Here is a 13,054-nt window from a genome sequence, read left to right on the forward strand (position 1 = left end):
GCGCATCGACGATGGGCACAAACTGTCGTCCTCCTCGCCTCGCTGCTCGTCGCGACGTGTCCGCGACCGGCGTCCGGATCGGACGCCGTTGCCGCCGATGGGAGAGCGGGTGCCGCCCGGGCCGCCGTCGCGTCACCCGCCGCAGTCCCCATCGAAGCCAGTACCCGACTCGTGCATGTAGCGGCCCGCTACCGCAGCCCCGAGCCCGGGAGACGCTTGGGCGGCCCCGCCTTCGGCCGCGCCCTCCCCGACCCGGTGATCGGCTACGCGCTCTCGCGCCTCGACGACGGCCGCGTCGTCGCCGGACGTCTCCGGCTCCGGTTGCTCGAGCAGGATCTCGGGCTGCTCGCCAGCCCGTCGATCGGCGGCATCGACGACGTCCGCCCCGGCCGCTACGCGCTCACCGTGTTCGGCCCGGCGTCACGGGTGATCCCCTCCCTCGACCTGCCTCCCGGCACCCGCCTGGGAACTGCACGCCCCTGGTCGGCGTCCTTCGCCGGCGGGTTCCTGAGCCGCACGGGAACCGAGCTCCATCCGACCTTCGATCTGCGGTTCACCACCACCGACCGGACCTTCACCACCTTCGGCCTTGCTGATCGAGCCGACCTCCCGCTCGCCTACGCCGCGAGCTACACCTGCCTCGTGCCGGCCGCCGACACCTGCGCCGAGCAGGCCCTCCGCGGCGAAGCGACCGGTCTGATGAGCATCACCGGTTCCGGCGGGGGAGGCCTGAGCGCTGCCGACAACCAGCCCGGCGAACTCGCCCCCGGCAGCCACCGACGCCTCTTCGAGCAGGTCCTGGGATCCCTCGGCACCCGGATCGTCGGGTTCTGGCTCGCCTTCGAGGCGCCCACGATGGGATCCGTACCGTCACCGAGCCGGTCCAGCTGCCCCGGCCACGAACTCGGCAGTCACGGCGCGTCCGCCCACGACCCCGGCCGATCTCGACTCGGAACACCACAGCCCCTGACCGCGTCTCTGCAGGTCAGGGGCTGTTCTCTGGAGCCGCCTGTCGGAATCGAACCGACGACCTAATCATTACGAGTGATTCGCTCTACCGACTGAGCTAAGGCGGCGTGCACATCGAGCAGGCTCGCCGTGCGACGCGGGCGAGTGTAGCGACCCGGGTGGGTCGGGACGAAAATGAGGGCAGTGGCCGCCAGACCGGGTGATCCCGGCGGTCCCCACCGGTCCTAAAGTGGAGTGGAACACTCGACTTCTCGGGAGGAAAGCGATGTCCACGACCCTCGACCGTGCCGTGGAGCACGAGGTCTCGGTCCACCAGATCGGCGGGCGCATCGGTGCCCGCATCGACGGCGTCCGCCTCGGCGGCGAGCTGGACGACGCCACGGTGGCGACGATCCGCGCGGCCCTGCTGCGGCACAAGGTGGTCTTCTTCCGCGACCAGCACCACCTCGACGACGCCGGCCACCAGGCCTTCGCCCGCCGGCTCGGCACCCTGACCACCGCGCATCCGACGGTCAACACCGGCGACGCGCACGTGCTCAGCCTCAACGCTACCCAGGGCATGGCGGCCAACAGCTGGCACACCGACGTCACCTTCGTCGACCGCATCCCGGCGATCAGCATCCTGCGCGGGGTGCACATCCCGCCGTACGGCGGCACCACCAACTGGGCCAACACCGCCGCGGCCTACGAGGCGCTCTCGGCGCCGTTGAAGGCGCTCGTCGACGAACTGTGGGCCGTGCACACCAACGAGTACGACTACGCGGCCACCGCCGAGGATCCCGAGAACGAGACCCCCGACAAGGCCGCCCTCGACCAGCGCCAGTTCCGCTCGACCTACTTCGAGACCGAGCACCCGGTGGTGCACGTGCACCCCGAGACCGGCGAGCGGGCCCTGCTGCTCGGCCACTTCGTCAAGCGGTTCGTCGGCCTCAACACCGCCGAGTCGCACGCGATCTTCCAGCTGCTGCAGAACCGGGTGACCAAGCTGGAGAACACCGTGCGCTGGACCTGGGCACCGGGCGACGTGGCCATGTGGGATAACCGCGCCACCCAGCACTACGCCGTCGCCGACTTCGACACCCACCGCCGCGAGGTGCGCCGCGTGACCCTCGTCGGCGAGGTGCCGGTGGCCATCGACGGACGCCGCAGCCGCGTCGTCCAGGGCTCCTCGGAGGCCTACACCCGCCTCGACGAGCTCATCAGCTGATCTGTTCCGTCGGGGCCCGGCCCGGGCCGGCCGACGTCAGCAGCGCAGCCCGTCCTCCGGCACGGTGTCGTCGACGAGGTAGGCCTCGACCGCCTCGTCGACGCACTGGTTGCCGGAGTTGTAGCCGGTGTGGCCGTCGCCGTCACGCGTGATGAGCACTCCGCTCTTCAGCTGCTTCGCGAGCGCCACCGCCCAGGCGTACGGCGTGGCGGGGTCGCGGGTGGTGCCGATGACGACGATCGGCGGCGCCCCGGCCGCGGTGACGGAGTCGTCGGTCTCGGTGGCCTTCACCTGGATGCCGCGGCAGCCCACCAACCCCCAGGCGAAGACCTTGCCGAAGGTCGGCGAGGCCTTCTCGAAGGCCGGCAGCTCGGCCGGCACCTGGGCCGGGGAGATCGAGGAGGGGTCGTCGAGGCAGTTGATCGCGTAGATGGCCTGGGCGCTGTTGTCGGCGTAGGTGCCGTCGGGCAGCCGCGAAGCGTAGGCGTCGGCCAGCGCGAGCAGCACCGACCCGTCGCCCTTGAAGGCTGCGGCGAGCGCCTGGGTGAGGTAGGGCCAGTAGTCGCGGTTGTAGAGCGGGGTGACCAGGCCGTAGAAGGCCAACGCCTCGGTGAGCGGGCGGTCCTGCTGCCCGGTGGGCAGCGGCTTGCTGTCGGTGCTGTCGACGAGATCGGTGATCTTGGCCAGGCCGCCCTCGACGTCGTCGCCGAGCGGGCAGCTCGCGCTCTGCACGCAGTCGGCGACGTAGGCGCGCAGCGCGGTCTCGAAACCGCGGGCCTGGCCGAGCGCGAGCTGACGGAAGTCCAGCGAGACGTCGACGGCGCCGTCGAGCACGAAGCGGCCGACGTTCTCGGGGAACAGGTCGGCGTAGGTGGCACCGAGCTTGGTGCCGTAGGAGGCGCCGAAGTAGGTGAGGCGGGTCTCGCCGAGCGCGGCCCGCAGCACGTCCATGTCGCGGGCGGTCTCGACGGTGGTGACGTGGCCGATGAGCTGGTCGGAGCGCTGCACGCAGCCGCGGTAGAAGGCCGCGAGGCCGTCGGTGAGCTCCTGGGACTCCGACGGGGTGTCGGGGTCGGGGTCGGTGGCCAGGAACGCGTCGAGCTGGGACGGCGTCAGGCACTCGACCGGGTCGGAGTCGCCGGTGCCGCGGGGGTCGAAACCGACGATGTCGAAGTGCTGGAGCAGCGGCTTGCGGAACACCTGCTCGGCCTGCGCGGCGTACTGGGTGCCGGGCGCGCCGGGCCCGCCCGGGTTCACCACCAGGGAGCCGATGCGCTCGGAGGGGTCGGAGGCGGGGATGCGCAGGAGGTTGAGCTTGATGACCGCGCCCGACGGATCGCGGTAGTCGACCGGCACCGTGAGCGCCGCGCACTCGGCGGGGCCGTCGCCGGTGCAGTCGCCCCAGGCGATGCTCTGGTTGTAGAACCGCTCGAGCGCCGGATCGGGCGCGGTGGTGGCGCCGGGCTGCGGGCGGGTGGTCGGGGCCGGGGTGAACGACGAGCTGCCGCCCATGCCGCCCGCGCCGGTGAGCGCGGCGACCAGGGTGACCGCAGCACCGCCCCCGACCAGCGCGAGGACGACGACGATCGCGATCAGGCGGGTGCTCCGGTTCACCGGTGGGCTCCTCCTCGGCTGGGGACGGATGCGCTCGGGCCCGATCCGGCCGGATCGGTGAGCAACGCCACCATCATCGACTCCAGGGCCAAGGCGGGCGGCACGTTGAACTCCAGCAGCTGCTCGCGAGCCTCGAAGATCGCGGTGATGCGGGCGAGGTTCTGCTCGGGGCTCGAGGCCGCGGCGAGCGCCTCGGCGTCGTCGCGGATCTCCTCGTTGACCAGGCGCCCGGGCGCGCCGAGGCCGAGGGCGACGGCGTCGCGGTAGACCGAGACGAGGTCCATGAGGCCGCGGTCGATGACGTCGAGGTGGCGCCGCTTGGCGCGGGTCTTCTGGGAGCGCTCCATCGCGGCGAGGGCCGGGGCGTACTCGCGGGGACGGCGTCCGCGCTCGACGACCCCGTAGGCGGCGTCGAGGTCGGCCTTGTCCTGGGCGTCGAGTTCGGAGGTGATGGCCGCGGCCTCCTCCTGGGTGACCTCGACGAGGTGCGCAGCGGCGCTCATCGCGCGCCCGATGGAGGTGAGCCGGCTCGGGATCGCCACGATGTCGCGACGGCGGTTGCGGGTGGCCTCGTCGCGGGCCAGCGCCCGGGCGCGGCCGATGTGCCCCTGACTGGCACGCGCGGCGTAGTCGGCCAGGGCCGCCGGGACGCCGTCGGTGCGGGCGAGGAAGCCCGCGACCTCCTCGGTGGTGGGCGTGGTGAGCGCGACCAGGCGGCAGCGCGAGCGGATGGTCGGCAGGACGTCCTCGACCGTGGGCGCGCAGAGCATCCACACCGTGCGCTCGGTGGGCTCCTCGATCGCCTTGAGCAGGGCGTTGCAGGCCTGGTCGGTGAGCCGGTCGGCGTCCTCGACGATGAGGATCTGCCAGCGGCGTCCGACCGGGGCGAGCGCGGAGCGGCGCACGAGGTCGCGCACCTCGTCGACGCCGATGGAGAGCTTCTCGGTGCGCACGACCGAGACGTCGGCATGGGTGCCGGCGAGCACCGTGTGGCACTCGTGGCACGTGCCGCAGCCGGCGTCGGGGCACTGCAGGGCCGCGGCGAGGGCGACGGCGGCGTTGGAGCGGCCCGAGCCCGGAGGCCCGGTGAACAGCCAGGCGTGGCTCATGCCGTGCCCGGACGCCGCCGCGCTCAGCGCCTCGATGGCCGCGGCCTGCCCGACCAGCGAGCTCCAGACGCTCACGCCGGCCCCCCGGCGACGGCCTCGGGGGTGAGCAGCGGCTCGACCCGGGCGCGGACGGCGGCCGCGATCTCCTCGATCGAGGCCCGCGCGTCGAGGACGACGTAGTGCGCCGGGTCGGCCTGGGCCATCGCCAGGAACGCCGCCCGCACCCGCTGGTGGAACTCCAGGGACTCCCCCTCGATGCGGTCGCGCTCGTCGAAGCGCCCCAGCCCGGCCTGCGGTTCGAGGTCGAGGACGACGGTCAGGTGCGGCCGCAGGTCGCCGGTGGCCCAGCGGGCGACCTGCTCGACCTCGGCGACCGGCAGGGTGCGACCGGCGCCCTGGTAGGCCAGCGTGGAGTCGACGTAGCGGTCGGTGATGACGACCTCGCCGCGCGCCAGCGCCGGGGCCACCACGGTGTCGACGTGCTCGGCCTTGTCGGCGGCGTAGAGCAGCACCTCGGTGCGGTCGGAGAGCGCGCCGGTCTCGGGGCTCAACACGATGCGCCGGATCTCCTGGCCCACCGGGGTGTCGCCCGGCTCGTAGGTGAGCAGCACCTGGTGGCCCCGCTCCTCCAGCCAGGCGCGCAGCAGCCGCGACTGGGTGGACTTGCCGGCCCCCTCGCCGCCCTCGAAGCAGACGAACAGGCCGCGCTCGGCGAAGACGCCCTGCCGCTCCGACTCCATGGTCAGAACCTAGCCAGGGGCGCCGACAGGGTCACGTGCGGGGGCGGCGGGCCGCAGCGGCGAGCGGGCCGGCGTCCGATATGCGGAGCCACTTCTCAGGGGAAACTGTCACTTATCAGGTGAAGTTTTCCCTGAGAAGCGCAGGAGTCACCGGTGCACCGGTGACTCCTGCAACCACCCCGCTCACCGTGTCGGCAGCGTCAGCACCTGCCCGGCGACGTCGGGACCGGTCGCGATGGTGACCGGGTTGGGCACCAGGCCGCCGCGGTAGTTCAGCGAGCCGCCGGCCACGACGAGCTGGAGCTGGTGGCCCTTCGCGAAGCGGTGCACGAACGCCGGCATCGCCACCGTGAACGGCTTGCTCGGATCGGCCACCCGCACCGGGGCGATAAGGTCGCGCACCAGCGTCGAGGAGCCGTCGGGGGCGACGTCGAGGATCTTGAGGAACAGCGTCAGCGCGGTCTCGCCGGTCGCGCCGGCCACCGGAGCCAGCGGGGTGTCGACCTGCAGGCGCACCCGCGGCGAGCCGACGACGTCCAGAGGACGACCCAGCGCCGCGGTGGTGAAGGACGCCGTGGTGCCCGGCAGGTCCTGCTCCGGTACGCCGATCGGCACCATGGAGCTGATCAGGTCGGCCGGGTCGAGCGAGCTCGGCAGGCCGGCGATCGGGGTGAGGAACTGCTGGCTGCCCCCGACCACCTGCGAGCGCTTCGCCACGAGCGCGGCGTCGGAGAGGTGCAGCACCCGGCGTCCGGGCAGCGGGAACGCCGGCGCCGAGGCGTACGCCGGCGCGGCGCTGCCGCGGTAGTCGACCCAGTCACGGAAGTAGGCGAACTGCGGACCGGTGGAGACCGGGAGGTCCTTGAGGTGGTGGTCGAACCACGCCGCGAACCGGGTGGTGAGGTACTGCGAGCCGATCTCGAGGTCGTCGGTGACGATCTCGCCGGGCGGGTAGGGCTTGGAGTGGCCGCCGTCCGACCACAGCATCTTCACCGGAGTGCCCTGCGCGCGCAGCGAGCGGTAGGTGGCGATCGCCTCGTTGAGGTTGAACAGGGTATCGCCCTGCCCCTGCGCCAACAGCACGGGGATGCGGATGCGCTTCATGAACGAGACGACCGAGCGGTCGTGCAGCTTGTCGTAGGTGGCGTCGTCGAGGGTGCCGGTGGCGGCGGCGTTGACGAGCGAGGGGCAGACCCAGGACTCGAAGTCGGGGCAGCCGATGAGCCGCTGCGGGTCGGCCTGCGCGTACTGGAGGCCGTTGACGACGCCGAGCGCGGAGAAGCCCGCGGCCCAGATGAGCTTGGCCGCCCCGTGCACCGGCGTGGTGACGCCGGTGGCGACGTCGTCCCCGTTGGCCACGACGTTGTTCGGGGCCAGGGAGTAGCTGAGGTCGTTCCAGGTGATGAGCGGGATGAGGGTGTCGATGCGCGGGTCGACCGACGCGGCCGCGAACTGGGCGCCGCCGCCGTAGGAGCCACCGATCATGCCCACCCGCGGGTCGAACGCCGAGTGACGCCCCGTGTGGTCGAGCGCGTCACGGACGACGACGTCCAGCTTCGGCGCCTTGGTCGTCAGTCCCGCATCGAGGAACGCGTGCCCGCGCTCACCGCCCAGGTAGCTGACCAGGAACCGCGCCGCCTTGCCGTCGCGCTCGGGGCTGTCCAGCGAGATCGGGCACGAGGAGCCGCCGAACCCCAGCCCCGAGTAGGAGAGCACCGCGTAGCCGCGGGACGCGAAGAGCCGGCCGGTGCCGGCCTGGTCGTCCTTCGACCCGCCGAAGCCGTTGGTGGTGAGGATCGCCGGCACCCGGTCGCGGCGCGATGCGGCCTTCGGGAGATAGAGGTCGGCGACGATCGTGCAGTCGATGTCGTCGTCCTCCCCCACCTGCACCGAGAACCACAGCGGGGTCACGGTGTAGGCCGGCTTCGCGCTCGCTGTGCTCCGCGCGAAAGAGGCGGGCTCGGGCTGCGCCGCGGACGCCGGGACGCCGGGGACGCCGAGGGCGGCGCCGGCGAGCGCCGTGCTGAGGACGGCGGCGGACAGGCTGGTCAGGAACGGAGGACGACGCACGGGGGGATCAACGACGCTCGCCGTGCGAGGTGACGGTCGTCACGCATTCCCCCCGGGGTGTCCCGCAGAGCGGTCACTGGAGGGGCGAAACCTGATGTTGATGGGCGAAGTTTCGCCCCACAACATCAGGTTTCCCCGGCTGACCGGGGAAACCTGCATCCCCCCTACAGGATCGCCCCCGGCGCATACGCCGCCGCCTCGGGGTGCCGCGAGACCAGCTCGGCGACGCGACGGCACACCTCCTGGGTCTGGGCGACGGCGGCACCGGTGAAGGTGATCGGGTCGGCGACGAGCGCGTCGATCTGCTCGCGGGTCAGGCCGAGGCGGACGTCGCCGGCGAGCCGCTCGAAGAGGTCGTTGACCGCGAGGCCCTGGCGCATCTCCAGCGCCACCCCGACGGCGTGCTCCTTGATGGCCTCGTGCGCCGACTCGCGGCCCACGCCGTTGCGCACCGCGCTCATCAGCACCTTGGTGGTGGCCAGGAACGGCAGGTAGCGGTCGAGCTCGCGCTGGATGACCGCCGGGAAGGCGCCGAACTCGTCGAGCACGGTGAGGAAGGTCTGGAAGAGCCCGTCGGCGGCGAAGAAGGCGTCGGGCAGCGCGACGCGGCGCACGACCGAGCACGACACGTCGCCCTCGTTCCACTGGTCGCCGGCCAGCTCGCCGACCATCGAGAGGTAGCCGCGCACGATGACCGCGAGACCGTTGACCCGTTCGCACGAGCGGGTGTTCATCTTGTGCGGCATCGCCGAGGAGCCGACCTGGCCCTCCTTGAAGCCCTCGGTGACCAGCTCGATGCCGGCCATCAGCCGGATCGTCGTGGCGAGGTTGGACGGCGCCGCCACGAGCTGCACCAGTGCGGAGAGCACGTCGAAGTCGAGCGAGCGCGGGTAGACCTGACCGACGCTGGTGAGCACCCGCACGAAGCCGAGGTGGGCCGCGACCCGCTGCTCGAGGTCGGCGAGCTTCGACTCGTCGCCGTCGAGCAGGTCGAGCATGTCCTGCGCGGTGCCCATCGGGCCCTTGATGCCGCGCAGCGGGTAGCGGGCCAGCAGCTCCTCGACCCGCTCGAGCGCGATGAGCAGCTCGTCGGCGACGGTGGCGAAGCGCTTGCCGAGCGTGGTGGCCTGGGCGGCCACGTTGTGCGAGCGGCCGGCCATCACCGTGGTCTCGTGCTCGGCGGCCAGCCGCGCGAGCCGGGACGCCGTCGCGACGCCGCGGTCGCGCAGCAGCGCCAGCGACTGGCGCACCTGGAGCTGCTCGACGTTCTCGGTGAGGTCGCGCGAGGTCATGCCCTTGTGGATGTGCTCGTGCCCGGCGAGCGCGCAGAACTCCTCGATGCGCGCCTTCACGTCGTGGCGGGTGATGCGCTCGCGGGCCGCGATGGAGGCGAGGTCGACCTGGTCGACGACCGCCTCGTAGGCCTCGACGACACCGTCGGGCACCTCGATACCGAGGTCGCGCTGGGCCTTGAGCACAGCGATCCACAGCTGCCGCTCGAGCCGGATCTTGTGCTCGGGGCTCCAGATCTCGACGAGGTCGGCGGCGGCGTAGCGGGTGGCCAGGACGTTGGGGACGGTCACGGGATCCTCGTTCTCGGGGTGCGGGGAGAGCGGACGGCGGTCGGCGTCAGCGCAGCGAGGCGCCCTCGACGACGCCCAGCGGTTCGGCGGCGATGTCGGAGCGGCGCTGCTGGCCGGCGAAGGTGATGTGGTCGGCGGCGGCGTAGGCGCGAGCCCGGGCCTCGGCGACGTCGGCGCCGACGGCGCGCACGGCGAGCACCCGTCCGCCGGCGGTGACCAGCTCGCCGTCACGCAGCGCGGTGCCGGCGTGGATGACGTCGGCGCCGGTGGCGGCGGCGTCCTCGACCCCGGTGATGACGTCGCCCGAGGACGACGACTCGGGGTAGCCGGCCGAGGCCAGCACGACGCTGACAGCGGCGGCGTCGGCGAAGCGCGGCGACTCGACCTCGGCGAGGCGGCCGTGCGCGGCGGCGTCCAGCAGGACGCCGAGCGGGGAGTCGAGCACGGCCAGCACCGGCTGGATGTCGGGGTCGCCGAAGCGCACGTTGAACTCGATGACCCGCGGGCCGGACGCCGTCAGGGCGAGGCCGACGTAGAGGCAGCCGACGAACGGGACCCCGCGCGCGGCCATCTCGGCCAGCGTGGGCCGCACGACCTGCGCCATGACGGTGTCGACGAGGTCGGGGTCGGTCCAGGTGAGCGGGGTGTAGGAGCCCATGCCGCCGGTGTTGGCACCGCGGCCGCCGTCGTGGATGCGCTTGAAGTCCTGCGCGGGCTGCAGCGGGTAGCCGGTGGTGCCGTCGCACACGACGAACAGCGAGCACTCGGGGCCGTCGAGGAACTCCTCGACGACGACCCGCCGGCAGGACGCCGCGTGGGCGATCGCCTCGGCCCGGTCGTTGGTGACCACTACGCCCTTGCCGGCCGCCAGAGCGTCGTCCTTGACCACGTGGGGGGCGCCGAACTCGTCGAGCGCCTCGGCCACCTCGGCCGGGGTCGTGCACACGCGCGAGCGGGCGGTGGGCACGCCGGCGGCGGTCATGACGTCCTTGGCGAACGCCTTGGAGCCCTCGAGCTGCGCGGCGGCACCCGAGGGACCGAAGACCGCGATGCCACGGGCACGGACGGCGTCGGCGACCCCGGCGACCAGCGGCGCCTCGGGGCCGACGATCACGACTTCGGCGCCGATGCTGCCGGCCAGCTCGGCGACGGCGTCGGGGTCGAGCGGGTCGACCGGGTGCAGGGTGGCGATCGCACCGATGCCGGGGTTGCCGGGCGCCGCGTGCAGCTCGGTGACCGCGGGGTCGCGGGAGAGCGCGATCGCCAGCGCGTGCTCGCGTCCGCCGGTGCCGATGACGAGGGTCTTCACGAGGCGTCCTCCTGCGGAGCCGGGTGGCGGATCAGATGAGCGGGTGGACAACGACCGAGGCGTCGCGCGAGGGGCCGACGCCGATGACCGAGATGCGCGCCCCGGAGAGCTGCTCGACGTACTTCACGTAGTCCTGGGCGTTCTTCGGCAGCTCGTCGAAGGAGCGACAGCCGCTGATGTCCTCCCACCAGCCGGGGAGGTACTCGTAGATCGGGACGGCGTGGTGGAAGTCGGTCTGGTTGACCGGCATCTCGTCGTGGCGCACCCCGCCGACGTCGTAGGCCACGCAGACCGGCACCTGCTCCAGGCCGGTGAGCACGTCGAGCTTGGTGAGCACGAAGTCGGTGACGCCGTTGACGCGCGCGGCGTAACGGGCGATGACGGTGTCGTACCAGCCGCAGCGGCGGGGGCGGCCGGTCGTCGTCCCGTACTCGGCGCCGACCTTGCGCAGGTGCTCGCCGGCGTCGTCGAACAGCTCGGTGGGGAACGGGCCCTCGCCGACACGGGTCGTGTAGGCCTTGACGATGCCGATGACCTGGTCGAGACGGGTGGGCGGGATGCCCGAACCGGTGCAGGCGCCGCCGGCGGTGGCCGAGGACGACGTCACGAACGGGTAGGTGCCGTGGTCGACGTCGAGCAGCGTGGCCTGACCGGCCTCGAGCAGCACGGTCTCCTCGCGGTCGAGGGCCTGGTTGAGCAGCAGACCGGTGTCGGCGACCATCGGCCGCAGGCGGTCGGCGTACTGGAGCAGCTCGGCGACGGTGTCGTCGACCGACGGCGCGCGCCGGTTGTAGATCTTGGCCAGCACCTGGCCCTTGAGCTCGAGCGCGCCGGCGACCTTCTGGCGCAGGATCGACTCGTCGAAGATGTCCTGCACCCGGATGCCGACCCGGTTCATCTTGTCGGCGTAGGTGGGGCCGATGCCGCGGCCGGTGGTGCCGAGGCGGCGCGAGCCGAGGAAGCGCTCGGTGACCTTGTCGAGGGTGCGGTTGTAGTCGGCGATCACGTGCGCGTTGGCGCTGATGACGAGCTTGGAGGTGTCGACGCCGCGGGCCTCGAGGCCGTCGATCTCCTCGAAGAGCACCTTGAGGTCGACGACGACGCCGTTGCCGATGACCGGCGTGCAGCCCGGGGTGAGGATGCCGCTGGGCAGCAGGTGCAGCGCGTACTTCTGCTGGCTGCCGTCGGGCTGGCCGATGACGACCGTGTGGCCGGCGTTGTTGCCGCCGTTGAACTTCACCACGTAGTCGACGCTCGAACCGAGCAGGTCGGTGGCCTTGCCCTTGCCCTCGTCGCCCCACTGGGCGCCGATGATGGCGATTGCCGGCATGTCTTCTCCTCGTCGCTGACCGCTCCGGTGCAGCCGCCGAGGGCGCCTGTGACGCGAAGGAACCCCGGCGCAAGGCACCGGGGCTCTTGCGACGGGAGATTAACAGAGAGCGACCTCCCGGGTCTCCTCGCGGACGAGGGGCGGACCTGGGGCCGACCGGTAGCGTCCGGGGCGTGGAACCGCTGCTGGTGATCCGGAACGCCGACGCCGGCACCGCCGACGAGGCGAACCTCGAGCGTGCCCTGGCCGTGCTGCGGGCCGGCACCTCGGTCGAGGTGGCCGCCACCTCCGACCCGGGCGAGCTCAACGGCGTCCTGCACCGCGCGGCGTCCCGGCGCATCGTGGTGGCCGGCGGCGACGGCAGCCTGCACGCGGTCGTGGCCGCCCTGCACCGGCGCCACGAGCTGTCCGAGCGGGTGCTGGGCCTGCTGCCGCTCGGCACCGGCAACGACTTCGCCCGCGGCCAGGGCATCCCCCTCGACCCCGAGGACGCCGCCCGCGTGCTGCTCGAGGGCGAGGTGCGCCCCGTCGACCTGCTCGTCGACGAGGTCGGCGAGGTCGTCGTCAACGGCGTCCACCTCGGCGCCGGCGCGGAGGCGAGCCGGCACGGCGCGGTGTGGAAGCAGCGTCTCGGCTCGCTGGGGGTCGGTCGGCTCAACCTCGGCCGCCTGGGCTATCCGATCGGCGCGGCCATCGCCGCCCTCGACCCGCCGTCCCTGCGGCTGCGGGTGGAGGTCGACGGCGAGGTGATGGTCGACCTCGACCGGCGGGTGCTGATGGTGGCCGTGGGCAACGCGCCGTCCGTGGGCGGCGGCACCGAGCTGACCCCCGGCGCCGACCCCGGCGACGGCCTCCTCGACGTGCTGGTCTCCCTGGCCACCGACCCGCTCGACCGCCTGGGGTACGCCGCCGGCGTCGCCCTGGGCCGCCATGCCGAGCGCGACGACGTCCTCACCGCCCGCGGCCTCTCGGTCACCGTCGCCGGCGAGGAGTTCTGGTGCTCCGCCGACGGGGAGCTCTACGGACCCGAACGCATGCGCACCTGGCACCTCGAGCCCGCGGCGTACCGGATGGTGCTGCCGGCGCGGGGCGCCGGACGCTTGTAACGCGGGGTTACACACCA

The 13,054-nt window shown here is 72.6% G+C and carries 10 protein-coding genes and 1 tRNA gene; 3 read left to right on the forward strand and 8 right to left on the reverse strand.

The window, feature by feature from the left end:
- Nucleotides 1-216 precede the first annotated feature (216 nt).
- A complete protein-coding gene (locus ABD671_RS12750; RefSeq protein ID WP_344733764.1) occupies nucleotides 217-1,035 on the forward strand; it encodes a hypothetical protein in 819 nt (272 codons plus the stop codon).
- Here the strand turns inward: ABD671_RS12750 and ABD671_RS12755 are convergent.
- Nucleotides 1,001-1,076 (reverse strand) — tRNA-Thr (locus ABD671_RS12755). The two genes, ABD671_RS12750 and ABD671_RS12755, sit on opposite strands and share 35 nt — an antisense overlap.
- Before the next feature lie 158 nt (nucleotides 1,077-1,234).
- On the opposite strand from ABD671_RS12755, the gene ABD671_RS12760 reads away from it, so the two are divergent.
- Nucleotides 1,235-2,176, forward strand: coding sequence for a TauD/TfdA dioxygenase family protein (locus ABD671_RS12760; protein WP_344733766.1), 942 nt, complete (start codon nucleotides 1,235-1,237; stop codon nucleotides 2,174-2,176).
- A gap of 36 nt (nucleotides 2,177-2,212) precedes the next feature.
- On the opposite strand, the gene ABD671_RS12765 is transcribed toward ABD671_RS12760, so the two are convergent.
- From ABD671_RS12765 to ABD671_RS12795, 7 genes are all read right to left on the reverse strand, one after another.
- A complete protein-coding gene (locus ABD671_RS12765) occupies nucleotides 2,213-3,790 on the reverse strand; it encodes an alpha/beta hydrolase (RefSeq protein WP_344733768.1) in 1,578 nt (525 codons plus the stop codon).
- Complete coding sequence (locus ABD671_RS12770; RefSeq protein ID WP_344733770.1) at nucleotides 3,787-4,974, reverse strand: DNA polymerase III subunit delta'; 1,188 nt, start codon at nucleotides 4,972-4,974, stop codon at nucleotides 3,787-3,789. The genes ABD671_RS12765 and ABD671_RS12770 overlap by 4 nt, the downstream gene beginning before the upstream one ends.
- Nucleotides 4,971-5,639, reverse strand: a complete 669-nt coding sequence (gene tmk / locus ABD671_RS12775; protein WP_344733771.1) for a dTMP kinase — start codon at nucleotides 5,637-5,639, stop codon at nucleotides 4,971-4,973. The genes ABD671_RS12770 and tmk overlap by 4 nt, the downstream gene beginning before the upstream one ends.
- Before the next feature lie 183 nt (nucleotides 5,640-5,822).
- Complete coding sequence (locus ABD671_RS12780; RefSeq protein WP_344733772.1) at nucleotides 5,823-7,709, reverse strand: CocE/NonD family hydrolase; 1,887 nt, start codon at nucleotides 7,707-7,709, stop codon at nucleotides 5,823-5,825.
- A 164-nt stretch (nucleotides 7,710-7,873) separates the two neighbouring features.
- Complete coding sequence (gene purB / locus ABD671_RS12785; RefSeq protein WP_344733773.1) at nucleotides 7,874-9,292, reverse strand: adenylosuccinate lyase; 1,419 nt, start codon at nucleotides 9,290-9,292, stop codon at nucleotides 7,874-7,876.
- Nucleotides 9,293-9,338: 46 nt separating this feature from the next.
- A complete protein-coding gene (gene purD / locus ABD671_RS12790) occupies nucleotides 9,339-10,601 on the reverse strand; it encodes a phosphoribosylamine--glycine ligase (RefSeq protein WP_344733774.1) in 1,263 nt (420 codons plus the stop codon).
- 31 nt (nucleotides 10,602-10,632) lie between these two features.
- The gene (locus ABD671_RS12795) at nucleotides 10,633-11,931 is read right to left on the reverse strand and encodes an adenylosuccinate synthase (protein WP_344733775.1); all 1,299 of its coding nucleotides are present in this window, start codon (nucleotides 11,929-11,931) and stop codon (nucleotides 10,633-10,635) included.
- A 173-nt stretch (nucleotides 11,932-12,104) separates the two neighbouring features.
- Here ABD671_RS12795 and ABD671_RS12800 point away from each other — a divergent pair, with 173 nt between their 5' ends.
- Nucleotides 12,105-13,037: a diacylglycerol/lipid kinase family protein gene (locus tag ABD671_RS12800; RefSeq protein ID WP_344733776.1), complete on the forward strand. Its 933-nt coding sequence runs from the start codon at nucleotides 12,105-12,107 to the stop codon at nucleotides 13,035-13,037.
- The last annotated feature ends 17 nt before the right edge of the window (nucleotides 13,038-13,054 follow it).

It is taken from the genome of Nocardioides fonticola (assembly GCF_039536805.1).
GTDB lineage: Bacteria > Actinomycetota > Actinomycetes > Propionibacteriales > Nocardioidaceae > Nocardioides > Nocardioides fonticola.